The organism is Brevibacterium sp. OS20 (assembly GCF_056837565.1).
On the sequence record NZ_CM166367.1, the window covers coordinates 1,056,742 to 1,080,475 of the forward strand.

The 23,734-nt window shown below is 65.3% G+C and carries 24 protein-coding genes, 1 tRNA gene, 1 other RNA gene and 1 riboswitch; of the genes, 16 read left to right on the forward strand and 10 right to left on the reverse strand.

Annotated features, from left to right (window positions below):
* Positions 1-129: 129 nt before the first annotated feature.
* Together ACVZTU_RS04485 and ACVZTU_RS04490 are read right to left on the reverse strand one after the other, a co-directional pair.
* Positions 130-942, reverse strand: coding sequence for a YidC/Oxa1 family membrane protein insertase (locus tag ACVZTU_RS04485; RefSeq protein WP_139469349.1), 813 nt, complete (start codon positions 940-942; stop codon positions 130-132).
* Between the two features lie 127 nt (positions 943-1,069).
* A complete protein-coding gene (locus ACVZTU_RS04490) occupies positions 1,070-1,375 on the reverse strand; it encodes a hypothetical protein (RefSeq protein WP_180345646.1) in 306 nt (101 codons plus the stop codon).
* Positions 1,376-1,521: 146 nt separating this feature from the next.
* Here ACVZTU_RS04490 and ACVZTU_RS04495 point away from each other — a divergent pair, with 146 nt between their 5' ends.
* The 5 genes from ACVZTU_RS04495 (at position 1,522) to ACVZTU_RS04515 (ending at position 5,186) form a co-directional block, all read left to right on the forward strand.
* Entirely contained in the window at positions 1,522-2,166 is a 645-nt protein-coding gene (locus ACVZTU_RS04495) for a ClpP family protease (protein WP_139469350.1), read from the forward strand.
* Positions 2,163-2,744: a ClpP family protease gene (locus ACVZTU_RS04500; RefSeq protein ID WP_482401506.1), complete on the forward strand. Its 582-nt coding sequence runs from the start codon at positions 2,163-2,165 to the stop codon at positions 2,742-2,744. The genes ACVZTU_RS04495 and ACVZTU_RS04500 overlap by 4 nt, the downstream gene beginning before the upstream one ends.
* An 80-nt stretch (positions 2,745-2,824) precedes the next feature.
* Positions 2,825-4,114, forward strand: a complete 1,290-nt coding sequence (locus tag ACVZTU_RS04505; protein WP_180345647.1) for a sensor histidine kinase — start codon at positions 2,825-2,827, stop codon at positions 4,112-4,114.
* The gene (locus ACVZTU_RS04510) at positions 4,111-4,785 is read left to right on the forward strand and encodes a response regulator transcription factor (protein WP_139469353.1); all 675 of its coding nucleotides are present in this window, start codon (positions 4,111-4,113) and stop codon (positions 4,783-4,785) included. Before ACVZTU_RS04505 ends, ACVZTU_RS04510 begins: the two co-directional genes overlap by 4 nt.
* Before the next feature lie 119 nt (positions 4,786-4,904).
* Positions 4,905-5,186, forward strand: coding sequence for an SHOCT domain-containing protein (locus ACVZTU_RS04515; protein WP_139469354.1), 282 nt, complete (start codon positions 4,905-4,907; stop codon positions 5,184-5,186).
* Between the two features lie 5 nt (positions 5,187-5,191).
* Here ACVZTU_RS04515 and ACVZTU_RS04520 read toward each other — a convergent pair whose 3' ends face one another.
* Positions 5,192-5,551 (reverse strand): helix-turn-helix domain-containing protein, encoded by a 360-nt coding sequence (locus ACVZTU_RS04520; protein ID WP_139469355.1) that lies wholly within the window; start codon positions 5,549-5,551, stop codon positions 5,192-5,194.
* A gap of 178 nt (positions 5,552-5,729) precedes the next feature.
* On the opposite strand from ACVZTU_RS04520, the gene ACVZTU_RS04525 reads away from it, so the two are divergent.
* Positions 5,730-6,758 carry an iron-siderophore ABC transporter substrate-binding protein gene (locus tag ACVZTU_RS04525; protein WP_139469356.1) on the forward strand — a complete coding sequence of 343 codons (1,029 nt, stop codon included), beginning with the start codon at positions 5,730-5,732 and terminating at the stop codon, positions 6,756-6,758.
* A 51-nt stretch (positions 6,759-6,809) separates the two neighbouring features.
* Here the strand turns inward: ACVZTU_RS04525 and ACVZTU_RS04530 are convergent, their stop codons facing one another.
* Entirely contained in the window at positions 6,810-8,306 is a 1,497-nt protein-coding gene (locus tag ACVZTU_RS04530; RefSeq protein WP_248284025.1) for a L,D-transpeptidase, read from the reverse strand.
* A gap of 180 nt (positions 8,307-8,486) precedes the next feature.
* Positions 8,487-8,582, reverse strand: an RNA gene (gene ffs / locus ACVZTU_RS04535) — signal recognition particle sRNA small type.
* A 160-nt stretch (positions 8,583-8,742) separates the two neighbouring features.
* Between ffs and ACVZTU_RS04540 the strand changes: the two genes are divergently transcribed.
* Genes ACVZTU_RS04540 through ACVZTU_RS04550 form a run of 3 tightly spaced genes read left to right on the forward strand, consistent with a single transcriptional unit; the run spans position 8,743 to position 11,818 of the window.
* A complete protein-coding gene (locus tag ACVZTU_RS04540) occupies positions 8,743-9,876 on the forward strand; it encodes a permuted SH3 domain-containing protein (RefSeq protein ID WP_139469357.1) in 1,134 nt (377 codons plus the stop codon).
* On the forward strand, positions 9,873-10,622 hold the full coding sequence (locus ACVZTU_RS04545) for an ABC transporter ATP-binding protein (RefSeq protein WP_229664009.1): 750 nt from the start codon (positions 9,873-9,875) through the stop codon (positions 10,620-10,622). The genes ACVZTU_RS04540 and ACVZTU_RS04545 overlap by 4 nt, the downstream gene beginning before the upstream one ends.
* Positions 10,619-11,818, forward strand: a complete 1,200-nt coding sequence (locus tag ACVZTU_RS04550) for an ABC transporter permease (protein ID WP_139469358.1) — start codon at positions 10,619-10,621, stop codon at positions 11,816-11,818. Before ACVZTU_RS04545 ends, ACVZTU_RS04550 begins: the two co-directional genes overlap by 4 nt.
* Here the strand turns inward: ACVZTU_RS04550 and ACVZTU_RS04555 are convergent.
* A complete protein-coding gene (locus tag ACVZTU_RS04555; RefSeq protein ID WP_139469359.1) occupies positions 11,796-13,292 on the reverse strand; it encodes an MFS transporter in 1,497 nt (498 codons plus the stop codon). The two genes, ACVZTU_RS04550 and ACVZTU_RS04555, sit on opposite strands and share 23 nt — an antisense overlap.
* 121 nt (positions 13,293-13,413) lie before the next feature.
* Between ACVZTU_RS04555 and ACVZTU_RS04560 the strand changes: the two genes are divergently transcribed.
* The 3 genes from ACVZTU_RS04560 to sfnG all read left to right on the forward strand — a co-directional run bounded on the left by ACVZTU_RS04560 (position 13,414) and on the right by sfnG (position 16,183).
* Positions 13,414-14,313, forward strand: coding sequence for a helix-turn-helix transcriptional regulator (locus tag ACVZTU_RS04560; RefSeq protein WP_139469360.1), 900 nt, complete (start codon positions 13,414-13,416; stop codon positions 14,311-14,313).
* Between the two features lie 112 nt (positions 14,314-14,425).
* Positions 14,426-14,513 (forward strand) — tRNA-Ser (locus ACVZTU_RS04565).
* Positions 14,514-14,905: 392 nt separating this feature from the next.
* Positions 14,906-15,024: riboswitch (SAM riboswitch) on the forward strand.
* Between the two features lie 10 nt (positions 15,025-15,034).
* Positions 15,035-16,183: a dimethylsulfone monooxygenase SfnG gene (gene sfnG, locus ACVZTU_RS04570; protein ID WP_139469361.1), complete on the forward strand. Its 1,149-nt coding sequence runs from the start codon at positions 15,035-15,037 to the stop codon at positions 16,181-16,183.
* A gap of 19 nt (positions 16,184-16,202) precedes the next feature.
* Here the strand turns inward: sfnG and ACVZTU_RS04575 are convergent, their stop codons facing one another.
* From ACVZTU_RS04575 to ACVZTU_RS04590, 4 genes are all read right to left on the reverse strand, one after another.
* Positions 16,203-17,777: a SpoIID/LytB domain-containing protein gene (locus tag ACVZTU_RS04575; RefSeq protein ID WP_139469362.1), complete on the reverse strand. Its 1,575-nt coding sequence runs from the start codon at positions 17,775-17,777 to the stop codon at positions 16,203-16,205.
* Positions 17,778-17,901: 124 nt separating this feature from the next.
* Positions 17,902-18,435, reverse strand: a complete 534-nt coding sequence (locus ACVZTU_RS04580; protein ID WP_139469363.1) for a type 1 glutamine amidotransferase domain-containing protein — start codon at positions 18,433-18,435, stop codon at positions 17,902-17,904.
* Between the two features lie 95 nt (positions 18,436-18,530).
* On the reverse strand, positions 18,531-19,490 hold the full coding sequence (locus ACVZTU_RS04585; RefSeq protein WP_139469364.1) for an NADP-dependent oxidoreductase: 960 nt from the start codon (positions 19,488-19,490) through the stop codon (positions 18,531-18,533).
* 258 nt (positions 19,491-19,748) lie between these two features.
* Positions 19,749-20,450 carry a hypothetical protein gene (locus ACVZTU_RS04590; RefSeq protein WP_139469365.1) on the reverse strand — a complete coding sequence of 234 codons (702 nt, stop codon included), beginning with the start codon at positions 20,448-20,450 and terminating at the stop codon, positions 19,749-19,751.
* Between the two features lie 275 nt (positions 20,451-20,725).
* Between ACVZTU_RS04590 and ACVZTU_RS04595 the strand changes: the two genes are divergently transcribed.
* The 4 genes from ACVZTU_RS04595 to ACVZTU_RS04610 all read left to right on the forward strand — a co-directional run bounded on the left by ACVZTU_RS04595 (position 20,726) and on the right by ACVZTU_RS04610 (position 23,624).
* On the forward strand, positions 20,726-21,133 hold the full coding sequence (locus ACVZTU_RS04595; RefSeq protein WP_139469366.1) for a YciI family protein: 408 nt from the start codon (positions 20,726-20,728) through the stop codon (positions 21,131-21,133).
* Between the two features lie 24 nt (positions 21,134-21,157).
* A complete protein-coding gene (locus tag ACVZTU_RS04600) occupies positions 21,158-21,301 on the forward strand; it encodes a hypothetical protein (RefSeq protein ID WP_482401507.1) in 144 nt (47 codons plus the stop codon).
* A 90-nt stretch (positions 21,302-21,391) separates the two neighbouring features.
* Positions 21,392-22,357 carry an RNA polymerase sigma factor gene (locus ACVZTU_RS04605; RefSeq protein WP_482401508.1) on the forward strand — a complete coding sequence of 322 codons (966 nt, stop codon included), beginning with the start codon at positions 21,392-21,394 and terminating at the stop codon, positions 22,355-22,357.
* 196 nt (positions 22,358-22,553) lie between these two features.
* Positions 22,554-23,624 (forward strand): FUSC family protein, encoded by a 1,071-nt coding sequence (locus tag ACVZTU_RS04610; protein WP_180345649.1) that lies wholly within the window; start codon positions 22,554-22,556, stop codon positions 23,622-23,624.
* Positions 23,625-23,734 lie beyond the last annotated feature (110 nt).

Sequence of the window (23,734 nt, forward strand, 5' to 3'; positions counted from 1 at the left end):
TCACCGAGGCGGCCCTGCACCGGCCGTCGCTTCTCAGCGACGCGTTCGAACCGGAATGAGCCCGGGACGAAAGATTCCGTTCTTTCGTCCCGGGCTCTGTCGTTGCTGCGGGCAGCGTCGCGTCCCGGTTCAGCCGCGGGTGGCAGAGGACTGTTCGGGCTGGGGATCGTTCGCGCCGAGGAGGCGGTTGAGGACGAGCCGTTCGCCGAGCGTCCACGTGGTCGTCGTCGCCAGGTAGAGAGCGGCGGCCAAGGGGACGAAGAGCGCGAAGATCGCGGTGAGGAAAGGCATGAAGCTCAGGGTCTTCATCACGCCTGACAGATCCGGCATCGCCGGAGCATCTGCTCCGGTCTTCGTCGAGGGAGCGGTCGGGGTCTCGGGTGTGGCCGGGGTGAGCAGGTGTCGGGAGAACCCCGCGACGACGGCGATGAGGACGACGAGGATGAGGTAGACCGTGATCGCGGTGCCGGTCAGATCGCCAGCGCCGAGCAGTCTGACGAAGCTCGTGTTGAGAGGCAGGCCGAAGAGCGTATGCCCGAGCAGCTCATTGGCGTGCCCGCCGATCGTCGCATTGATGAAGAGGCCATAGACGGCCATGAGCACTGGGGTCTGTGCCAGCACCGGCAGGCATCCGGCGAAGGGGGAGGCATTCTCCTCTTTGTACAGCTCCATGAGCTTCTGCTGCATGAGTTCGGGCTGCTTCTTGTACTTCGTCTGCAGCTCTTTGATCTTCGGGGCCAGTCGTTTCCGAGTGATGCCTGCCCTGACCTGGGACACCCCGACGGGGATGAGCACGGCGCGGACCAGGACGGTGAGCACGATGACGGCCAGGGCGGCGCTGAAGCCGCCGGCGAGCGGTTCGAGAATGTCGCTGATCCCCGTGACCACCGTGTAGGCGGCCTCGACGAGCAGGCGGATGGGCAGGAATTCGTAGATGTTCACAGGTGAGTGTCCTTCGGACAGGGCGCACTGAGGCGCGGTTGAATGGGCCGTTGAAGGCCATCACCGTGACGATTGATGACAATTGCCCGCGCCGAGGCGGGGAGACGTTCCGTACGGAACAGGTCGTTCAGGCGATGGCGTGAACGACGGAAGAGGGGGCTCTGGGCAGAGCCGTACCCGGAGTCCCGGGCTCCTCCGGCATGCGGAATTCGCGGATGTTTCGGCGCGTGCCCGGCAGAGACGGCGGGCGCGCCGACAGCGAGAGCACACGCAGCAGAGCCATGCTCGCCCATGCGGCGATCGGCGTGAGCAGGGCCGCACCGAGGAGAGCCAGGACGATGAGATGAGTGGGGGACTGGGGTACGACCGAGTCGAGGTCGGAAGAGAGCACGACGACGAGCAGCTGCAGAGTCAGCCACATATTCGCCATCATCTCGCCCCCTAACCAGTGCGTCGATGCTAGCACGCGGGCCTGTGCGGGCGGTTCAGAGAAACGGAGTCCGTCCGCTCACAGCGGCAGACGTCTGCGCCGAGCGGATCAGGGTTTCCCACTCCCACCGGCACTGCCAGTGTGGACGCATGTTCACTCTCAACTCTTCGCCCCACAGCCGACCACCTCTGTTCTCCGGCTCCGACGAGACCGACGCGGCCACCGCGATCCCCGAATCCCAGCGCATGCTCTACGCCTACCGGTCCGTCGTCTTCAACGGCGAGCTGCGCGACGAGAACGGAATGGAGATCGTCTCCCGACTCGTCCTCCTCTCCGCCGAGGATCCGCGTTCCGATATCCACCTGTGGATCAACTCTCCCGGAGGCTCCGTGCCGATGATGCACGCGATCGCCGACACCATCGCCGCTCTGCCCAACGACGTGGTCACGATCGCCTTCGGGTGGGCCGCCTCGGCGGGACAATTCGTTCTCAGCATGGGAACGCCCGGACGACGCCTCGCCCTGCCCCACGCGCGCATCCTCCTCCACCAAGGATCGAGCGGAATCGGCGGAGCCGCCGCCGACATCGAACTCCAGGGCGACGACCTCCGATCGGTCAGAGACACCGTCCTGCACCGGATAGCCGAGGCGACCGGAAAGACCTACGACCGCATCTTCGAAGACTCCCTGCGCGACCGGTGGTTCACCGCCGAAGAAGCGATCGAGTACGGACTCATCGATCGCGTCATCGACTCCCCGTCCGACCTGCGAGCTCAGATCGGAGGAAGCCGATGAGTCAGTACACGATCCCCAACGTCGTCGACCGAACCGGTGGCAGTGAGAAGATCGTCGACGTCTACTCGCATCTGCTCGGCAACCGCATCGTCTACCTCGGCGTGCCCATCGACGACGGCGTGGCGAACACGATCATCGCGCAGCTGCTCCACCTCGATTCGAGCAGCCGGGACCTGCCGATCAGCATGAACATCAATTCCCCGGGCGGCTCCCTGACCGCGATGACGGCGATCTTCGACGCAATGCACCACATCGGCGCGCCCGTGGCCACAACCTGCGTCGGGCAGGCCGTCGCCGATGCGGCCGTGCTCCTGGCCGCCGGAGAACCCGGCCAGCGGGCCATGCTCGCCCACGCCCGCGCCGTGCTGCGACAGCCGCATGCCGAAGGGGCGCGGGGCACGATCCCCGACCTCATCGTCGCCGCAGACGAGATCGTCCGGCAGCGGCGGGACGTCGAAGAGATGCTCGCCGACAGCACCGGTCGGACCCCGGAGCAGATCCACCGTGACTTCGATCGCGACCTCGTCCTCGACGCGAAGGCGGCACGGGACTTCGGACTCGTCGACGTCATCCTCTGACCGCGTACTCTCACCGAGGTGGGTCGAGATACTCCCCGAGGATGACGACGGCCCCGGGCGCGGGTCGCTACGATCGGAGAATGAGACCGGACCGTCCAGACCGCCGCGCGCGCCGACGAGTCGTCCTGCTCACCGTCGCCGCAGCGGTGCTCCAGCTGCCGTTCTCCATCGTCCTCGCCGCTGCGACCGAGACGTCTGCGGCCGCGATGATCATCCGCATCGGCACCGCGGTCCTCTCACCGGCGATCTTCCTCTTCGCAGTGCGGTGGCCCGGACCGCGCGTGGCCGTACTGGCAGGGCTCGTCCTCCTCGACGTCCTGGTGTGGGCGGCGGCGACTCCCGATCCGGGCCCCGGCAGTTTCGGTATGGGACCGGGTGCGTGGAGCGACCGCGGTCCCTGGCCGCCCGCGGAGGCCGGGCCCGGGACGACGCCGTTCTACGCCGGCTTCCTCTTCGCCGTCGTTGCCGCGATCGTCCGCGGAAAGGCATTCTGGGCGATCGCCTCGGCGGCGGGAGTCTGGGCGGGCTGCCTGCTGCTGGGTCCCCTGCTGGGAATCGACTGGTCGGTAGGACGGGTGGTCTCGGCGACGATGGGACTCGCCATCGCCGTGGGCATCGGCGCATTCGTCCGCCGCCGCAGCGAGCTCCGTCGCCAGGAGGCAGCCCAGCAGAACGCACGCCACGCCGAGGTCGTCCAGGCCGAACGACTGCGCATCGCCCGGGACCTCCACGACGTCCTCGGCCATGCTCTGTCCCAGATCAACGTCCAAGCCGGAGTCGGCGAACACCTCATCGACCGCGATCCCGAACAGGCACGGTCCGCACTCGCGGCCATCAGAGAACTCAGCCGCACAGGGCTCAACGAAGTCCGCACCGTGCTGCATACGATGCGCTCCGACACCGGTGCTGCGGAAGCCTCAGAACCGGCGCCCTTGGCTCCGGTCCTCGGACTCGACGCCGTTCCGGCGCTGGTCTCCCGCCTCGTCGGCTCCACTGACTTCAGGGTGGACGACCGGCGGGATACGGACGCCGAGGGTGTGAGAGAGGCGCCCGGCCAGTCAACGGACGCAGCCGCCTATCGGATCATCCAGGAAGCACTGACGAACGTGCTCAGACATGCCGGCGCCGGCAGCGCACGGGTCGTCATCGCACGGAACTCGGATCGGCTGCAGGTGAGCATCAGCGATGATGGGACAGGACTCCCAGACGGAGTCGAAGGGACGGGAATCATGGGCATGCGCGAGCGGGCGAAGCTGCTGAAAGGGTCACTCACCCTGACCTCGAAGGGTCGGCAGGGCACCGTCGTCGACGTCGACCTCCCCTGGAACGCCGACCATGCAGAGCTGCCAGACGAGGAGCCGCATCGATGACACCGATCCGAGTCGCCATCGCCGATGACCATCAGCTCGTGCGCGCCGGCTTCGCCTCACTGCTCGATTCCGAAGACGATATCGAGGTCACGATCCAAGCCTCCGGCGGGAACGCCCTGCTCGAAGCACTGCGCACAGCACCCGCCGACGTCGTCCTCATGGACATCCGCATGCCCGACGGAGACGGACTGTGGGCGACGGAGGAGATCGCCGCCGATCCGCGGTTCGATGCCGTCCGCGTGGTGCTCGTGACGACCTTCGGACTCGACGAATACATCGTCCGCGCCGTGCGCGCCGGGGCGAGCGGCTTCCTGTTGAAGGACACCGACCCGACCGACCTCATCCGCGCCGTGCGCGTCGTGGCCGCCGGTGAGGCCCTGCTCTCGCCCGAAGTCACGAAATACCTGCTCTCCCGCATGTCCTTGGGGCTGAAGGCAGAACCCGACTCCGGGCTCGACGTTCTCACCGACCGCGAACGCGAAGTTCTCGCGCTCGTCGGCCGCGGTCAGTCGAACGACGAGATCGCCGAATCGCTCGTGCTCTCCCCGCTGACCGCGAAGACCCATGTCTCGCGCATCATGACGAAGGTCGGGGCCAGAGACCGCGTCCACCTCGTCGTCCTCGCCTACGAATCGGGGCTGGTCTCTCCCGGTTGGCTGAACGAGCACTGAGTTCTGCTCCGTGCGGAGCAGCGCAGGTGACTCCCTTCGGCGGATTCGCAGCGACCGGCTTGCGGTGTGTCATTGATGTCAGGTCCACGAACGGCGTGGACACCCGCCAAGGAGGCATCATGCACATGGAACACGGACCGCTTGCCTGGCCGTTCTTCTTCCTCATTCCGATCTTCTGGGTCCTCGTCATCGGACTCATCGTCACCCTCATCGTGACCCTCAACCGTCGCCGGTGGCGGCAGGCCGGGGGACCGCCGTGGGCGGCTGCGGCACGAGAGGGAACAAGGAGCGCCGAGGCGACTCTGGCCCAGCGCTTCGCCCAGGGGGATATCGAGGAGGCCGAATATCGTGCCCGACTCGAGGTGCTGCGGGCGAACCGGCTCGAGGCCGGGAACGGCTGAGCCGTTCAGGCCGCGAGGGCGAGCCGTACCTGACCCGCTGCCGGCGGAGCAGGTGCGGCTCGCGTCATATCGGTCGCCGACAGCAGCGCGGTCGCAGGGACCCCGGAAGTCAGGCCGAAGGCAGCGAGCACGAGGACCTGCGGCAGCTGGAGCTCGAGCACCTCGGCCACTGCCTCGATGACCTCCGACGACGGGTCCTTGAGCCCGCGTTCGATCTCGGAGAGGAACTGGGTCGAGACCCCGGACCGGTGGGAGACCTGAGCCAGTGTGAGACCCAAATCGGTGCGGCGCAGTCGGAGAGCGCGGCCGAGCGCCTCACGCCACAGCGGCGGCGGGGTCGGGTTGTGCGGGAGCATGTCGGTCATGGGGTGAGCCTACGGTCGGTAGGGCCGCCTCGGCGAGGGTTTCTGCTGTCAGCAGATGAGGATGACTTAAGTGAAGTGGCTCACAGGTGTTGCGGAAACGGCAGTAGGTTAAGTTAGGCTGGCCTACGTTAATGTCGAGGGGTCGTATCAGGCTCCGACCACTGTCGAAAGGACAGGAATGTCAGTTCCTCACAGCCGCCGGGCCGTCATCGCCGGAGCGCTCGTCGCGCTCTCGCTCACCGCCACCGCCTGCGGGCAGGGATCGCAGGCCGCGGAGGAATCCGGGTCCGCGAATTTCGAGACCGTGACGATCAAGCACGCACTCGGTGAAGCGGTCATCGAATCCGAGCCCGAACGCGTCGTCACCCTCGGCCAGGGATCGACGGAAACTGCGATCGCTTTGGGCAAGACGCCGGTCGGCATGGAGGAATATGCCTGGGGATCCGATGACACCGGCTACATGCCGTGGATCTACGAGGCCGTGAAGGACAAGGGTGAGAAGCTGCCCGAACAGTTCCAGGGGGATACGGAACTCGACGTCGAAGCCATCGCCGAACTCGAACCGGATGTCATCCTCGCCCCCTGGTCGGGAATCACGGCCGAGCAGTACAAGCAGCTCGATGCCATCGCCCCGACCGTGGCTTACCCGAAGCAGCCGTGGACGATCAAGTGGGATGAGCAGATCACCACGATCGGCAAGGCGCTCGGTCAGGAAGAGGAATCAGAAGGCCTCGTCGACGACATCAAGACGCAGCTGAAAGAGGCGAAGCGAGAGGAATACAAGGACCTCACGTTCTCCTTCATCTACAACTCGGGTCCCGGCACCCTCGGCGTCTTCTACCCCAACGAGCAGCGGGTGGCGATGGTCTCGGCGCTCGGACTGACCCCGGATCCGATCATCGACGAGCTGAAGAAGGACTACGACGAGCCGGGAACGGATTCAGCGCTCATCGGTCTGGAGAACGCGGACAAGCTCAACGATTCGGACCTCATCTTCACTTTCTACTCCGATGAGAAGAACAGGAAAGAGATCGAATCGCAGGGACTGTATGCGAATATTCCGGCGATCAAGGCCGGGGCTGTCGTGGCTCCGGATGATCAGCCCTTCGTCACCGGATCCTCGATCATCAACCCGCTCACCGTCCCCTGGACGCTCGAACGCTATGTGCCGATGATCGACAAAGCGGTGAAGAAGCTCGACAAGTAAGTCGTCGGCGAGGAGCCTGCCGCATCAGTCAGGCAAGCAAGCTGGGCGCTCTCAATCGAGGGCGCTCAGCTTCTTCCACTCATCCCAGGAGTACACCCAGTCCGAGATGTCGCTGTCATTGGTCGACAGGCTCACTTGGGAACCGGTGACCTCGACGGGATCGCCGAAGATCGCGGAGTCGTAGTACTCCTTGGCCCGTTCGGTGGTGAGATTGATGCAGCCGTGGGAGACGTTCTGCGAACCTTGGACGCCTGCCGACCACGGGGCGGCGTGGATGAATTCTCCGTTGTTGTGGATGCGCACCGCCCACTGCACATCGGTCTCGTAGTCCCATTGTTCGGAGGTCATCGTATAGTCGGCGGCCTTCGACATGACCACATGCGTGCCGTTGTAGGACGGGGACTTCGGTGCGCCGAGCGAGGCAGGGAAGTCCATGACGGTCTTGCCGTCACGAGTGACGGTCATGCGATGGGACTGCGCATCGGCCTTGACGACCTGCTTGCGTCCGATCTCGAAGTCGAGGGTGAGGTCGTTCTGACCGACGCTGTTCTCTCCCGTCGGCACATCCTTGAGCGGAACGTCGACGGAGACCTTCGAATGAGCGGGCCAGAATTCCTTCGGGCGGAAATGCAGGCGGGACTGCGGATCGTCGTAGAGCCAACCCCAGGAGCCCTCGACCTCCCGCTCCTTGCCGTCTTCATCGGTGACCTTGACCGAGAGGCGGCGTTCGACATCGTCGCGGAAGTCCTTGGACACGGTGGAACCGAAGTTGAGCATGATGGGGGCGGCGACGCCGACCGTCTGATCGTCGGCGAGCGTTGTACGTACCGACATCGGGGCGCCGTCGCTGTCACCGACGGTGATCGTTGCGTCGAGGTCGACTTCGTCTCCGCCGGCAGTGGTGGCGGTGACTTTCACGGTGTATTCGCTGTCGGCGACGAGGCCGTAGGTCGAGATCCAGGCGGCGGATTCGTCCGGGGCGGCGACCACCTCGGCGGTGTCCTTGTCGTCTGTTTCGGCGTCCTTCGAACCATCGTCGGCCGTCCCGGACTCGGTGGAGCTCGGTGTCGACGAACCGGCTTGGGCGTCGTCACCTGTCTCGAGCGCGGTGCCCGAAGCGTCGAAGAACGTGCCGGGATCGTGCCCGATCCGGGGGTGGGCCTCCTCGGTGACGGAGATGTCACTGAGGTCGGCGTTCTCGACGGAGATGCCGATCCGCTGGCCGGCCTCGAGGTCGATGTCGTCGCCGGATTCGGTCACCTCGCCGAAGTCCCCGGCGCCGGGCATCGCGGTCGCCGCATCGGCGGACTCACTCGGCTCAGCTGAGGAGGTCGCATCGCTGGGCTGCGACGTCGGCGTCGATTCGGACGCGGATTCTGCTGCCTCGGAGGTGATGGCTCCGACGCGGAACACGGGATCCGCGGCCGCCTCGGCGGTCTTGTTCGCGCCATTGCGGGTCGCGTCGGGATCGTCGCTCGACGGTGTGCACGCCGTGAGCAGGGCCAGTGCCGAAAGGGCGGCAATGGCCCCTTGGATCTTCGTGGACAACAGGGAAACCTCGTTTGAACACAGGGATGAGAACTGCGAATCATGGTAATGAAGCAAAATCACGAAAGTATTAACGCTTTCGCTTCTTCGCCCCGATTCCGGCGCTCGGAGGGCCGTGTAGGCAGACCTGACCTGGGCAGATGAGGGAGAGGGGGAGTTGTGGAATTGTGATGTTGGGGAATAGAGGACTCCCCGTGCACCCGACAGAGCTCGCTTACCCTTGCTGCCTTCCGGCCCTGGGGGAGTTCACAAGATGACGCCGCACGGGGAGCCGTGAATCAGTCTAGTCGAGAGCGGCCTCGGTGGACAAAACGAGTGGGCGGGGCCACATGATTGCGACAAGGACACTGTTATCCACTCGTGACAGAAACATCATCTGACCGGGACATTCACTGGATAGTGTGGACGCATCCTCGTTTCCCATCCCTAAGGAATCATGCACATTTTCCGCAGAGTGGTTCTGCCGCTGGCCTTCCTCCTCGTCCTCATCCTCATCGCTGTATTCCTCGGCTGGATCGCCTTCAAACCGGCTGCCGACGACGAATTCGACGATGTCGGTGCCAGTGGGGAGCCGGCGGAATCCACCATCACCGCCGAACGCGGCGACATCTCCAACACAATCGAAGTCAAGGGACGCATCAACGTCGACTCCCCGACTGCGGTCAAAGCCGACCACGACGGCGTGGTCAACCATCTCTTCGTCAAGCCCGGTGATGAGGTATTCAAAGGCGCGGAGCTGTTCCAGGTCAGAAGCGAGGGTGAGCAGGAGGCGCCCGAAGAGCCGGACGGCGGCAGCGACGATGCCGAGACAGCAGACTCGGATGGCGGGGATGAGGCATCGGGAGGTGACCCGTCGACCCCGGCCAAGCCGAAGTATCATTCGGTGATCGCTGCGGAAGACGGCACGGTGGGTGATTTCTCCGTCGAGCAGGGTGACACAGTCTCTGCCGACACCCAGGTGACCGAGCTGCTGAAGAAGACCTTCACCGCCAAGGCGCCGATCAAGGCGACCGATCTCTACCGGGTGCAGGAGCTTCCGGACACCGCGAACATCGCAATCGACGAGGGCCCGAAGCCCTTCGACTGCACGGGTCTCAGACTCGACCAGGGGCCGGGTACAGCCTCGGCATCGTCGTCGACGAGCGAGGAGGAGTCCGAGGACCCAGGGGCTGAAAGCGCAGGTGACGACGGTTCTGCCGCCGAAGGCTCGGAGGGAGGTTCCGGAGACGGTCCGCAGCTGATCTGTGCCATCCCCGACGATGTCACCGTCTACAACAGCCTCGATCTCACTATGACCATCGATGCGGGAGAGGCGAAGGACGTCATCGTCGTTCCGGTGACCGCGGTGCGCGGACTCACCGAGAAGGGATCAGTCTGGGTGACCGGAGACGGTGGTAAGTCCGAGGAGCGTGAGGTCGAGATCGGCCTCAACGACGGGTCCATGGTCGAAGTGAAGTCGGGCCTGGACGAAGGTGAGGAGATCGATGAGTTCGTTCCCGGCACCGAACCTGAAGATGAGAGTTCCGAGGGCGGCATGGATGACGAGTTCGGCGAGGGAGAGGACTGGTGAGCCGCCCGGAGCCGACGGCGGCAGAGACTCTGCTCTCGCTGCGACATGTGTCGCGTTCGGTGCCGATCGCTGACGATCAGCTGCTCACGATCCTTGCCGATATCGACCTCGAGGTGGGGGTGGGGGAGCACATCGGCATCGTCGGTCGCTCCGGCACCGGCAAATCGACGCTGCTCAACATCCTCGGACTCCTCGACGCGCCGACGACCGGGGACATGGAGTTCGCAGGTGAACCCGTGCAGAAGATCTCCCGGAACAGGGCCGCAGCGATCAGAGGACGGGACATCGGATTCGTCTTCCAGCAGTTCAACCTCCTGCCCGGACGCACCGCGGTCGAAAACGTCGAAGCCCCACTGATGTACGCCACTGGACGGGAGTTCCGCAATCGGCGGAGATCGGCCGAAGCCATGCTCGAGCGCCTCGGCCTCGGCGACCGGATCGAGGCGAAGCCGAACCGTCTCTCCGGAGGTGAGCAGCAGAGAGTCGCGATCGCACGCGCGCTGGTGCGTGAGCCGAAGCTCGTGCTCGCCGACGAGCCGACGGGCGCCCTGGACGTTGAGACGGGGCGTCAGGTCATGGAGATCCTCGACGGCATCACCAAGGACTCGGGTGCCGCGCTCATCACGATCACCCATGATCTCGGGGTGGCGAACATGGCCACTCGACAGTTCTCGCTCAGTCAGGGGTGTCTCCATCCGGTCCTCGACGGGGCCACCGCCGAGGCGCTGGCGGGTGAGAGCCGATGATCACAGGATTCGCCGCATCGATCGTCGAGGCCTGGCAGGAACTGAGGGTGCACAAGGTGCGCGTGCTGATGTCCCTGATCGGCGTGGGCGTGGCAGTGTGTGCACTGACCCTCGTCGTCGGGTTCGGGAACATGATGCAGAAGGGGCTTGCCGACTCGTACGAGCAGCAGGGTGGTCGAGCCGCGACCTACACCCTGAGCCTCAATCCGACCGAGTCCGAGATGGGCGAATCCGAGGTCGAGAAGGTCCGGTCAGCACTCGACGAGACCGCCGACCGTTTCGGAATCAGCCACATCTCCGCCTACGGTCAGGCCGAAACCACGGTGCCGGGACCGGCTGGCACCGTCAGCGCCTCGATGTACATCGTCGACCCGGATTTCGACGTCATGCGCCGACTCTCCGTCGATCACGGCAGGTGGTTCACCGCCGGTGACGCCGCGAACCTGTCGCCGGCCGTCGTCGCCGATGAGACTTTCCTCAGCGAATACGGCATCGACCCGACTTCCCTGCCGGCCACGATCGAGCTGTCCGGTTCCCCGAAGAAGACGGCCACGGTCATCGGTTCGGTGCCCTCCTCCGAATTCCAGGAGTACGGGGAGATCTACGTCCTCAACGGGCAGGAGAAGCAGTTCGCCGCAGACGCCTACGCCGTCACCGAATTCGAGATGTGGGTGCCGCCCGAGGTCGGTGAGGAGCTGAGCAAACAGGTGACGAGTGATCTCAGACGGCAGCTGCCCGGCTTCGACGTCAGTGCGGACAGAACCGATTTCGCCTCGGACATCGATGAAACACTGGGTCCGGTGAAGAACGTGCTGTTGGTCATCAGCATCCTCATTCTCTTCATGGGTATGCTCGGCCTGCTCAACATCTCTCTTGTGACGATCCAACAGCGGATCAGGGAGATCGGCATCCGCAGATCCTTCGGGGCGACGAGTCGGCGCATCTTCTTCTCCGTGATGATGGAGAGCGTCGTCGCGACGACCATCGCAGGCGCTGTCGGCGTTCTCATCGCCGTGCTCGTGCTCAAGGCGCCGCTCGTCTCTGAGTTCATGTTCGACGGTGCGAGTACTCCGCAGGTCCCGATCTCTGCCGCGATCGTGGGCATGCTCGTCTCGGTCGGAGCCGGAGCGCTGGCAGGATCGGTGCCTGCTGTCGTCGCCACTCGGGTGCGGATCATCGACGCGATCCGAGCCTGAGGAGTGCCAGAGCGCCCGTTCCGAAGGCCAGGCACAGCCCGACCTGAACGAGGCATGCCACGGCGAAGGCATTGTCATGGCCGAGGCTGAGCGTGAAGACATGGAAGAGCGCTCCGAGCAGTGCCACGCCCACGGCGATGCCCGCCTGCTGCATCGTTGCGATGAGACCGCCGCTCAGCCCGGCCACTCGGTCGGGGACCGCTCCGACCACGGTGCCGACAAGAGGACCGAACTGGAGAGCCTGAGCTGCGCCGAGGACGACTCCCGGAAGCTGGAACCACAGATTCCATTCTGTGGCTGGGGCCGTCGCCGACGCCCAAGCCACCCCGAGAAGGCTGATCGCCTGCAGGGTCGTGCCGAGGACCATCGTGCCGGGCCCGCCGAGTCGACCGACGGCCCGGGGGACGAGGAGAGAGGTGATGAGGAAAGCTGCGGCGAAGAGGCCGAGCGTGAGTCCGGAGACGGCGGCGGGGTCACCATGGCCGGTCTGCGATGTGAGCGCGAAGTTGTAGAGGAACGTGCCGAAGCCGGCGAAGAACACGAAGGCCATGAGCATCCCGATCCATGCGGCAGGGATGCGAACCACCTGCGGCGGAATGAGGGGGTCACGTCCGGCCGCCTCGGCGCGGTTCTGCCAGAGTGCGAACGCGGTGAGAGCTGCAGCGCAGGCTGCCAAGAGGGTTGCGGGCAGCGGAAGCCAGCCGGTGACCGGTCCCAGCGCCAGTCCGATGACGAGGCACATCATGCTCACGCCGAGGAGGATCGCGCCGAGGGCGTCGAGGGGTGCCGGGTCGGTGCTGCGTGATTCGGTCAGACGCAGGGAACCGAGATAGGCGGCTGCGGCGGCGATCGCGCAGCTGAGGAACGCCGCCCGCCACCCCCAGGTCTGGCCGAAGAGGGAGATGAGTCCGCCGCCGAGGACCTGACCACCGACGGTGCCGACTCCGGAGAATGCGCCGAAGAGGCTGATCGCCTTCAACCGTGCGGCCCCGGACAGCGAATGCTGGAAGCTCGCGAGGATCTGCGGCATCATCACCGCCGCTGCCGAACCCTGGGTTGCGCGAGCCACGAGCAGGAAGAGCGGATCGGGTGCCAGTCCGACGGCGATTGAGGTGATGACGAGCGCGCCCGTGCCGATCATGAACAGGCGGCGACGCCCGAAGCGGTCCCCGATGCGACCGCAGAGGATGAGGCCGGAGGCGAAGGCGGCGGAGAACAGACCGACGATGAGTGCCGAGGTCGCATCACTCGCACCGATGTCGGCCTGCACCGCGGGGATCGCGACGTTCGAGACGGAGAACATGAACGTCGCGAGGAACGCACCGAGGTGGAGCGGCCAGAGGACGGGGGCAGGATGGCCTGCGGTGGGGGCGGGGTCGACGTCGGGTGCGTGACCGGGAGCAGCCTCGGCGAGGGCCGAGGTCGGAACCGCCTCGGCGGAGGTCGATGATGTCTGCGTGTGGGAATCTCTCATGGATCCAGTCTGCGATGGGCCGCGGGGGAGTGGGAGGGCGTGCTGATGGTGTTGGTCGCACCACCAGGCTGAGAGCGGTGACAGGGTGGAACGGGGTGAGCGTCGGACGGACAATGGAGGCATGGCACAAGTGAGAACCGAGGAGCTAGGACGATTCCTGCGTTCGCGACGCAACCGAGTGCGGCCCTGCGAGGTCGGTCTTGCGGCCGGCACCCGGCGGAGGGTGCCGGGACTGCGGCGCGAAGAGGTCGCTGTGCTCGCGAACATCGGCACCAGTTGGTACACCTGGCTTGAGCAGGGGCGCGAGGTCCACCCCTCGGAGTCGGTGCTCGAATCCATCGCCGAGGCGCTCCTGCTCGACCGTGAGGAGCGTGCCCATCTCTTCCTGCTGGGCGGATATCCGGATCGAGTCGCGAACCCGGGGGACTCGGCGGTGGGAGAGCAGATGCGCACCTTGCTCGACGAACTGCTGCCGCTGCCGGCGATGGTCACTGATCCGCGGTATACGATCCTCGCCTTCAACTCCGTCGAACGGTATCTCGCCTCCGACCTCGAAGCACTCGCTCCGGCCGACAGGAACTGCGCGATCCAGTCCTTCGAGAGCCCGGAATGGGCGCGGACCTTCCACTCCGACGACGGCCATCGGGCGCAGGTCGTGGCGAAGCTGCGTGCCTCGTACGCGGAGTCGATCGACGATCCCGAGTGGTCGCCGCTGCTGTCGCGGCTGCGCAGGAATCCGGAATTCTGCCGCCTGTGGGATTCGGGAACGGTCGGTCGATCTGTCGGGCGGGTCAAGACCATTGAGAACCCGTATGTGGGCACGCTCAAGCTGACGATGACGACGCTCATCGCGCAGGAGAACCAGAGGCTGACGCTCTCGGTCTATCAGCCGGTGGACACGGTGACGCGGTCCCGATTGGAGACGCTGCACGGCTGGATCAATGACGGCAGCATCGAACGCAGACGGGAGGACGGGGCGCAGCCGTCGGCAGAACGGCATCTCCGCGCCGTCGCGGACTGAACCGTGTGCCGTCGGGTGACGAGGTCGCGTGTTCACCTGCGGGAAGTGGGATGCTTCACACTCGGCCACCGCGATTTCGCATTGTCGTCATGACTCGGATAAGCTGATTCGCGGAGGATTCGCCTAGTGGCCTATGGCGCTCGCCTGGAACGCGGGTTGGGTTAACGCCCTCAGGGGTTCGAATCCCCTATCCTCCGCCACGGAAGTCCCGGTCTCGCAGTTGCTGCGGGCCGGGACTTCGTCGATTCACCGGCGGCGGACCTCCATGCCGGTCGCGGGAGGCTCGTATTCGGACATCCCACACCGATTGTGACAGTTCGCACCATTCGTGCCACCTGCTACCGGTGCTTTCGCATCCCTCGTCGGTCCTGGTCCAACGCACCGGTGCAACGAGGTGGTGTGCCGCCAAGGGTGAGGGGTGCGGAGCTGGGTGCAGCGGAGCGCAGCTGCCGGAAGGCAAATCGCATGACGGTTCGTGGCGGAATGCGTCATTGTGACGGCATGCGTCGGCCTGCGAAGTCTGCCCGCCGAGTGTGGTCTGCGTCTCAGTAGTCTGGCACGGCACACCCGCACACACGATATTGCACACCTGCACACATCACGAGCGACTGAAGGGAACTGGCCCGATGACGTCGCAGCAACCGGTCCGGCGCGGAAGATCGCGCAGCGCACGCCCCGCGGACACGGTGCTCATGCCAGTTTCGATGGGAAGGGACACACAATGACGAATCTCCACGCCAACCCGATCTATACCGGTGAACCCGAAGACCTGAAGTTCGCCTACTGGGTGCCCAACGTCTCCGGCGGCCTGGTCGTGTCGAACATCGAACAGCGCACCGACTGGGGCTACGACTACAACGTCAAGCTCGCACAGACCGCCGAGGCAGTCGGCTACGAATACGCACTCAGCCAGGTCCGCTACCTCTCCAGCTACGGCGCGGCCCAGCAGCACGAATCGACCTCCACGTCACTCGCGCTCGCCCTTGCCACTGAGAAGCTCAAGGTCATCGCCGCCATTCATCCGGGCATCTGGGAACCGGCCGTGCTCGCGAAGTTCATCCTCACCGCCGACCAGTTCACGAAGGGCCGGGCCGCCATCAACGTCGTCTCCGGCTGGTTCAAGGACGAATACACCCGCCTCGGCCTGCCGTGGCTCGAACACGGCGAACGGTACCGCCGGTCCGCCGAGTTCATGGATGTCGTCCGCAAGCTCTTCACCGAGGAGAACGTCGAGTACCGCGGCAATTTCTACACCGTCGACGACTTCACCCTCCGCCCCGGCCCCTACCCAGTCGAGGGCCGCCCCCACCCGGAGATCTTCCAAGGCGGAAACTCCTCGGCCGCTCGCATCAACGGCGGCAAGCACGCCGACTGGTACTTCTCCAACGGCAAGGACTTCGACGGCTTCCGCGAACAGTACGACGACGTCACCGAGGTGGCCCGAGCGCACAATCGGAAGGTCCGTTTCGGGCTCAACGGGTTCGCCATCGTCCGCGACACCGAGGCCGAAGCCCGCGAACAGCTGCGTGAGATCATCGCCAAAGCCGATGAAAGCGCGGTCGAAGGATTCCGCAAGTCCGTCCAGCAGGCCGGAGCCTCGACTCACGATAAGAAGGGCATGTGGGCGGATTCGAGCTTCGAAGACCTCGTCCAGTACAACGACGGCTTCCGCACCCAGCTCATCGGCACTCCCGAACAGGTCGCCGACCGCATCATCGAGTACAAGAAGATCGGCGTCGACCTCATCCTCACCGGCTTCCTGCACTTCCAGGAGGAACTCGAAGCGTTCGGCAAAACCGTCATCCCGATCGTTCGCGAGAAGGAAGCCGAACTCGTCAACAGGGGACTGCTCACCCCTGCCGGAGTCTGACCCTGGAGGCGAGTTTCCCTCAGGCCACGCTGAATGACGCGGACTTGAGCTTCAGCTTGGTCCGCAGCTGATCGCCGGTGAGGCTCGCGGTCTTCCCCTTCACCGAGGTGGCTTTCACCGTCTTCACCAGACCTGAGCCGGTCTTCGCCACCGTCACAGACCGGACGTCTGCCAGCCCGAACGCCCGTGCCATGTCGGCCTGCTTGGCCGTCACCGACCACGAGGCGTTCGGGTTCTGCGCAGAGGCATACTTCGACGGAGAGTCATCGACCGAGACTAGGTACGGCACGGCCGACCCCCACACCTCGGCAGCCGAATGCGTCTTCGAGCCTGCCGACGACGAGTAGACAGCATCGATGAGCCCGCCCTTGTAGGTGATGACGCGCGCCGACTTCACCGTCGACCCGCTCGTGCTCTGTGTCGCGGCCACGGCCTTGCGCCATGGACCGGAATCGCCTGCATTCTCATGAGTCCACCCGAGGAAACGCTGCGAGGCCACCTCGTCATAGACGTTGCACCCGCAGGCAGGCTTCACCGCACCGAGATTGCGGTAGGCATAGGTGCGCGAAGCGATGGCCTGAGAGCGCAGGGCTTCGGACTGCCACGATGCCGGCATCTCGGCGATGCCCGGCAGATATTCCTTGTTGAGACCTACCACGTTGATGACGTTGAGCGAGCTCTTCAGCTGACCGATCTCGAGCCGTCCGTGCCGGTAGGTGCCGGTCGCCCCGTTCTGGGCACCGCTGACCGACACCGTCGTCGCCGACGAACTCTTCCAATATCGGGTGCCCTGCCATTCGAGGGTGAGCTTCGATCCCGAATAGCTCTTCGACCCGATGATCGCCTTGACCGAACCGGACGAGGTCCGTTCGATCGTGACCTTCGAGGCCGATTCGATGGTCTTCGACCCGACCTTGACCCGCAGACGGCCGGACCGCGGAGAGACCGTCACGGACTTCTTCCCGGTCAGCAGCTGCACCCTGAGACTGGCGTCGGCGTCCTTCGACATCGTCGTGACCTTGGCCCCGGTGTAGTAGTGCTGCAAGATCTGCGTCGACGACTTTCCGGCTGCCGCCATTCCGCGCGCTCCGTACTGGCTCATCCCGGCTCCATGGCCGAACCCCGACCCCTTGATCGTGAACGACGACGGCGCCTTCGTCAGCGTCACTTTCGCCCCGGACTTCGCCGTCCACACGATCATGCCTTTCTGGAACTTCTGCCGGGTCTCGGACCCGGACCGGTACTCGTTGCTCGTCGGATAGCCGAGCGGACCGCGTTCCCACCCGGACTTCTTCCACGCCGTGCGGATCGCACCCAGAGTCGCATGGGCACCGGTGGCCTTCGTCCAATGGATGCTGCCGTGCTTGAACGACTGATAGCAGCCCTTCTGGATCAGCGTGCACCGCTGCGGGCCGACCGCTGGGCCGAGCTTGCCGGAATTCCCGCCGAGCGATCTGTGCATCGTCCCGATCGCGCTCGAGGTCGAATAGGCGGCATGTGCCGGAGGCGGTGTGGAGCAGAGAAGGAGAAGGAACCCGATGAGCAGTGACGCGAGGGCAGGAGTCGTCGCCTTGACGAACGGGGAAGCTGGCATGAGTAGATCATAAGCGCGGCTGTCAAGACCCCGGGTGACGAACAGACGAACTCCCCGAAACGATCGTTCCGGGGAGTTCGTCGCCGAGGCGGTCCGACCTCGGCGAAAGAGGCATCGTTCCTGCTCAGCTCAGCTTGTCAGCGATCGCCTGGTTGAAGGCGTCGAGGTCGCCGGGGTTGCGGGAGGTGATGAGGTTGCCGTCGACGACCACCTCGGTGTCGGTCCAGTCGGCGCCGGCGTTGATGAGGTCTGTCTTCGTCGCGATGAAGGACGTCAGCTTCCGTCCCTTGGCCACTCCCGCCTCTGCGAGGATCCACGGGGCATGGCAGATGGCCGCGACAGGTTTGTCGGCAGCGAAGAACGCTTTGACGAGGTTGACGGCGTCCTCGTCCAGACGCAGAGCGTCGGCGTTGAGGGTGCCGCCGGGCAGGACGAGGGCGTCGAAGTCATCGACCGAGGCTTCGGCGACGGGAACGTCGACGTCGAAGGTCTCGGCGTGCTCCCAATCGCCTTCCATCGCCTGCAGTGTTCCCTCGGACGGGGAGACGATGACGGTCGTCGCCCCGGCCTCGTCGAGTGCCGCGCGGGGACTGGTGAGTTCGATCTGCTCGACGCCGCGGGTGAGGAGGAATGCGACCTTCTTATCGGTGATGGCCATGATGGTGCTCCTTTTCTCTGTGTTCTGGAAATGCTGTCTGTCGTGAAATCTGTCTGTCGTGGGAATTGAGCCGCCGCGGAACTTGGGCCGGCGCCTCAGGTCAGATGGGCTCGCTGCTCGTCGGTCAGCGGCTTCGCGGGGAAGCGCAGCAGCACCTTGCCTGCCGGGTGGGCGGTGAGCAGATGCCGGTAGGCGTCGTGGACCTCTTCGGCGTCGAAGACCCGGGCGATCGGGATGTGGATATGGCCGTAGGCGATGGCCTGGCCCAGCCAGACCATGTCATCACGGCGGGCTCTGGCTTCGCCGTCGATGCTCACCCCGTACTTCTCCGCGACCGTGGGGCCCGCACCGATCGAGACGATGCGGTCGGCTGGGACGCCGAGGTCGATCATGCCCGTGATCTCGTCCTCACCCTGCGTCGAGTACGCGGCCTGGATCCCGTCCGGGGCGAGCTCACTGACTCGGTCCCACAGTCCCTCACCATAGGTGACGGGTTCGATCCCGAGGCTTTCCAAGAGAGCATGATTGCCCTGGCTGGCGCTGCCGATGACCCTCGCCCCGAGGTTGCGGGCGAGCTGGGCGACGATGATGCCGACGCCGCCGGAGGCCCCGGAGACGAAGAGAGTGTCGCCTTCGCTGAGGCGCAGGGCGCGGATTCCGGCGACGGCGGTGCGCCCTGCGACGTAGAGACCTCCGGCGGTGTCGACGCCGAGTCCGCGCGGGATCCTGTCGAGCCTGTCGGCAGGATCGGTGATGAGAAGCTGTTCGGTCTGCGCCTGCTTCGGCAGCCCGCCGTAGACGAGGTCTCCGGGCGTGAAGTCCGTAACGCCTTCGCCGACCGAGGCGACGACGCCGGAGAAGTCCACGCCGTTGCCGGAGGCAGTTTCGACGGAACCGAAGCGACCGCCCTGGAGCATCTTCCAATCCAGGGGATTGAGCCCGGCATAGAGGACGGTGACGAGGACCTGGCCCTCGCCGACCTTGGGGACGGCCACCTCGGCGAGGTGAAGCTGATCGATGTCTCCGTTGGAGGTGTACTGGACGCGTCTGGTCATGCTCTGCTCCTCATCGGTGGGCGAATCAGTCCGACTGACGAATCGGTTGGGGGCCCGACCTGTTCCGTGGCCCACATCAGCGACAACACCACAGGAAGCCGACTTGTTCCACGACACGAATGACCGCACTCCCCGGGCCGCAGCGGGCCAGGGGAGTGCAGTTGGGGATGCGCGGCGCTCGAAATGGAGCGGGTCGCGGCTGCTCGAGGGGAGCGGATCAGGGTGGCCGCGTCGATGAGGCGACCGGGCATTGTCGGCTCAGATGTTCGGGAACTCGAGGCTGTAGCCGATGCCGGACTGCGACGCCGAGGTGATCTTCACAGTGCCGTAGTGATTCTTGCCGGCAGCGGCGACGGTGCAGTTCTGTGAGCCGCTGTGGGAGAAGATCCGCAGGTCGGAGTAGCAGTCGACGTTGTCGACCGTGGTGCCCTGCTTGGCGTAGGCGTTCTTGATGTCCGCCTCGAGAACGTCGGCGGGGATCTTGCCGTTGCCGTCGGCGTCGAGTTCGACTCCGTCTTCGCCGATCCGCGGACCCTGGTAGCCGTTGTCGGTCGTGCCGCTCGACGACGATGATCCGCTCGAGGTGGAGTCGCTCGAGGACGACGATCCGGTGGACGACGAGCCGTTCGAGGTGGAGGAGCCACTCGCCGAGGAGGCGCTGGACGAATCCGTGGATCCGCCGCTGCCGGTGGTGCCGTTGTCCGTCGTGCCGTTATCGGTCGTTCCGGTCGAACCCGAACCGGTGGAGTCCGAGGCGGAGCCCGAATCCGATGCCGGTTCTTCGGCGGTCGTCTCGGTGCTCTCGGTCTGCTGGTCCTGCTGACCGTCCTGCTCCTGGCCCTGTTCCTGGCCCTGGCTTTCTGGGCCGAAGGTGATGTTCATATCGCAGGCCGAAAGTGTCAGGGTCGCGGCGAGAGCTCCGGCAACGGTGATGGTCTTGAGAAGTGTCTGTGCCTTCATGGTCTGCTCCTGGTCTCGTGTGCAAAAAGCTGTCGGTGTTTCGTACAAGACAAGCCTCTCAGCGCGGAGCCGTGACCTGGGCCGATTCGTGTTCGGATCCGGTGACGCATGTTCCAGGACGGACACATCGGCCTATTCTGGGACTGTGTTCGATGATCGGAGCCGAAGAGATTCGAGAAAACTTCGCCGCCGATGTCGAGAACACTCGTCCGGCTGCGTCCCAGACATGTCAGCGAGCACAACCCGTGCGAGCGACACGAGACAAGGAGACCATCATGGCCAAGTACCTCATGCTCAAGCACTATCGGATGTCGGAGCAGTATATGGATTACACCCCGATGGATCAGTGGCGTCCCGACGAAGTCGACGCGCATGTGGCGTACATGAACGCCTTCGCCGACAGACTCAAGGACTCCGGTGAATTCGTCGACTCCCAGGCACTCTCGCCCGAGGGCACCTTCGTCCGATCCGGCGGACCGGGCAAGCCTCCGGTCACCGACGGTCCCTTCCCCGAGACGAAGGACCTCATCGCCGGGTGGATGGTCATCGACGTCGAGAACTACGACCGCGCTCTCGAACTCGCCGGTGAGCTGTCCGCCGCACCGGGCAAGGGCGGAGAGCCGATCAACGAATGGCTCGAACTGCGTCCCTTCCTCGACCACGCACCCAGCGTGGACGAATGATCAGGGACGCGAACGGAGTCCGCGATGATCGATCCGGATCCCCTGGCCGAGGCGGAGCTGCGTGAGCTCGTCCCCGCCGTGATCGGCATCCTCGTCAGTCGTGGAGCAGACTTCGCGACTGCCGAGGATGCCGTTCAGGACGCGCTCATCGAAGCCCTGCGATCGTAGCCGGCCGACCTGCCCCGTGACCGGCGGGGCTGGCTCGTGACGGTGGCGTGGCGGAAGTTCCTCGACATCGTGCGATCTGAGGGATCGCGGATGAAACGCGAGGAACGGGTCATGGCCGCCACGCTCGCCGAGCCCGAAACCTCGGCCGAACCCGGAACCGACGGCGTCCCGAACGTCGATGACACCCTCGACCTCTACATCCTCTGCGCCCATCCCGACCTCAGCCCCGCCTCGGCGGTGGCCCTGACCCTGCGGGCGGTCGGCGGACTGACGACGAAGCAGATCGCCGCAGCCTATATGGTGCCCGAGCCGACGATGGCCCAGCGCATCAGCCGCGCCAAATCCACGATCGCAGGCTCCCGACTCAACCGACCCGGCGACCTGTCCGCAGTGCTCACCACCCTCTACCTCGTGTTCAACGAAGGCCACTCGGGCGAGGTCGACCTCGTCGCCGAGGCGATCCGACTGACCCGCGGCCTGCGGGCGATGATCGACTCCGCCGAGGTGGACGGACTGCTCGCCCTCATGCTCCTCCACCACGCCCGCCGCGATGCCCGTTTCGGTCCCGACGGACGACTCATCGCGCTGGCCGATCAGGACCGCACCCTGTGGGATCGACGACTCATCATTGAGGGCATCGAAATCCTGCAGGCAGCCCTTGGTCGGGATGAACTCGGCCAATATCAGGCACAGGCCGCCATCGCGGCACTCCACGCCGATGCGCAGACAGTCGAGGACACCGACTGGGTGCAGATCGTTCAGTGGTACGACGAACTGCTGGCCCTGCGCGATACACCGATCGTGCGACTCAACCGTGCCGTGGCCGTCGGGGAAGCCGACGGACCCGCGGCGGGCCTGGCCGAACTGCGGGGACTGGACGAGAGCCTGCCGCGCTACTTCGCCGTCGAAGCGCACCTGCGCGAACGCGCAGGGGAGTCACAGCAGGCCGCCGAGCTCTACGCACGGGCCGCCGAACGGGCCGGCAACCTCGCCGAACGCGACCATCTCAACCGGCAGGCGGCACGCGCACGGTCGGGGCAGGGCCACCGACCGTGACCGATGTGACCGTGACGGCGGTGATCACGGTCTCGCTCGGCCGCCTCGGCGAGCGAGGTTGATCACTCCTGTCGGCAGAAGACATTCGTCAGCACCGATGGCGGACTACGATCGAAGGGAGCACTCAGCTCACCACCCCATGTCAGCGATCCCGTCACCGGGGTCCGTTCCCGATGTCGAAAGAGGCCGAACCCGTTTGAGCCACCTGCAGGAGTTCTTCCGCATCCCACCGGGCGAACGCGACCATATTCCCGCGTTCCGCATCGCCCTGGGAGTCGCTATCCCACTCCTCGTGCTGCTCGGAATCGACCGCCTCGACCTTGCCGTCTATGCCGCCTTCGGTGCCTTCACCGGCATCTACGCGCGCTTCGAGTCCCCACGATCGCGGACCAGACGCCAGTCGATCGCTGCCTCCGTCCTCGTCGTCTGCGTGGGCATCGGCGCCCTGCTCAGCAGCCTCGGAGCTTCGGTCTGGGCGCTCGTCGTCATCACCTCACTCGTGTCCGGTGCGGGTGCGGCCATCGCCCTGCGCTTCCGGCTCAAACCCGGCGGGTCGATCTTCTTCATCTTCGCCACGGGAGCCGTCGGATCCATTCCGGGCGGCGCATCGGTGCCGGTGGCAATGGGTGTGGCGGCCGCCTCGGCGCTGGTGTGCATCGGTCTCGGAGCGTTCGCCCACTATGCCGGCGAACGCATGCCTCCGGAGAAGGAGACCTATGTGCGGGTCGGGCTGTCGCCGGTGGGCAAGGCTGATCTGGCAGCCCACGCCGCCCGATTCACGATCGCCCCGTTCATCGCCGGAGTTCTCGGCACCCTGCTCATCGATGTGCTCCCGCTTCTGTCACACAGCTATTGGGCGATGGTCGCAGCGGTCGCACCGATCACTCCGCCCGGTCGTTCGGCTCGTCTCAAGCGCGGCGTCCACCGGGTGGTCGGAACCCTGCTGGGCGTGATCGTCACAGCGTTCCTGCTATCGTTCCCCTCCGAGGCGTGGCAGCTGGTGGTGTGGGTGATCCTGCTGCAGTTCCTCGCCGAGATCTTCGTCCTGCGCAACTACTCGGTGGCTCTGCTCTTCATCACCCCGTTGGCCCTGCTCATGACCCAGATCGGCAGCCCCCACCCGGTTCCGGAGCTGTTGGCCTCGCGTGCCATCGAAACCGTCATCGGCGCCGTCGTCGGCATGGTCGTCGTCATCGTCGGCTTCAGCAGTGCGAAGAGGACGCGCGCTGAAATCGATGCCTCCCCGCATGCCGATGATGATGACTGACCTGGTCCTCGGCTGCCAGAACTTCTGCCACGCCGCCTGTGCGTCGGATATCATCGGCTCACCTCAACTCATCCGCACTGCCCTAATGCTCAACCGAACCGGGAGCACAT

What these genes read in the sequence shown, in the direction of transcription:
- ACVZTU_RS04590 (WP_139469365.1), bottom strand. Translation starts at nt 20,450, where the DNA reads ATGAAGGCACAGACACTTCTCAAGACCATCACCGTTGCCGGAGCTCTC.
- ACVZTU_RS04600 (WP_482401507.1), top strand. Translation starts at nt 21,158, where the DNA reads ATGATCGATCCGGATCCCCTGGCCGAGGCGGAGCTGCGTGAGCTCGTC.
- ACVZTU_RS04510 (WP_139469353.1), top strand. Translation starts at nt 4,111, where the DNA reads ATGACACCGATCCGAGTCGCCATCGCCGATGACCATCAGCTCGTGCGC.
- sfnG (WP_139469361.1), top strand. Translation starts at nt 15,035, where the DNA reads ATGACGAATCTCCACGCCAACCCGATCTATACCGGTGAACCCGAAGAC.
- ACVZTU_RS04605 (WP_482401508.1), top strand. Translation starts at nt 21,392, where the DNA reads ATGAAACGCGAGGAACGGGTCATGGCCGCCACGCTCGCCGAGCCCGAA.
- ACVZTU_RS04500 (WP_482401506.1), top strand. Translation starts at nt 2,163, where the DNA reads ATGAGTCAGTACACGATCCCCAACGTCGTCGACCGAACCGGTGGCAGT.
- ACVZTU_RS04505 (WP_180345647.1), top strand. Translation starts at nt 2,825, where the DNA reads ATGAGACCGGACCGTCCAGACCGCCGCGCGCGCCGACGAGTCGTCCTG.
- ACVZTU_RS04515 (WP_139469354.1), top strand. Translation starts at nt 4,905, where the DNA reads ATGCACATGGAACACGGACCGCTTGCCTGGCCGTTCTTCTTCCTCATT.
- ACVZTU_RS04555 (WP_139469359.1), bottom strand. Translation starts at nt 13,292, where the DNA reads ATGAGAGATTCCCACACGCAGACATCATCGACCTCCGCCGAGGCGGTT.
- ACVZTU_RS04550 (WP_139469358.1), top strand. Translation starts at nt 10,619, where the DNA reads ATGATCACAGGATTCGCCGCATCGATCGTCGAGGCCTGGCAGGAACTG.
- ACVZTU_RS04585 (WP_139469364.1), bottom strand. Translation starts at nt 19,490, where the DNA reads ATGACCAGACGCGTCCAGTACACCTCCAACGGAGACATCGATCAGCTT.
- ACVZTU_RS04520 (WP_139469355.1), bottom strand. Translation starts at nt 5,551, where the DNA reads ATGACCGACATGCTCCCGCACAACCCGACCCCGCCGCCGCTGTGGCGT.
- ACVZTU_RS04540 (WP_139469357.1), top strand. Translation starts at nt 8,743, where the DNA reads ATGCACATTTTCCGCAGAGTGGTTCTGCCGCTGGCCTTCCTCCTCGTC.
- ACVZTU_RS04580 (WP_139469363.1), bottom strand. Translation starts at nt 18,435, where the DNA reads ATGGCCATCACCGATAAGAAGGTCGCATTCCTCCTCACCCGCGGCGTC.
- ACVZTU_RS04490 (WP_180345646.1), bottom strand. Translation starts at nt 1,375, where the DNA reads ATGATGGCGAATATGTGGCTGACTCTGCAGCTGCTCGTCGTCGTGCTC.
- ACVZTU_RS04595 (WP_139469366.1), top strand. Translation starts at nt 20,726, where the DNA reads ATGGCCAAGTACCTCATGCTCAAGCACTATCGGATGTCGGAGCAGTAT.
- ACVZTU_RS04575 (WP_139469362.1), bottom strand. Translation starts at nt 17,777, where the DNA reads ATGCCAGCTTCCCCGTTCGTCAAGGCGACGACTCCTGCCCTCGCGTCA.
- ACVZTU_RS04495 (WP_139469350.1), top strand. Translation starts at nt 1,522, where the DNA reads ATGTTCACTCTCAACTCTTCGCCCCACAGCCGACCACCTCTGTTCTCC.
- ACVZTU_RS04560 (WP_139469360.1), top strand. Translation starts at nt 13,414, where the DNA reads ATGGCACAAGTGAGAACCGAGGAGCTAGGACGATTCCTGCGTTCGCGA.
- ACVZTU_RS04525 (WP_139469356.1), top strand. Translation starts at nt 5,730, where the DNA reads ATGTCAGTTCCTCACAGCCGCCGGGCCGTCATCGCCGGAGCGCTCGTC.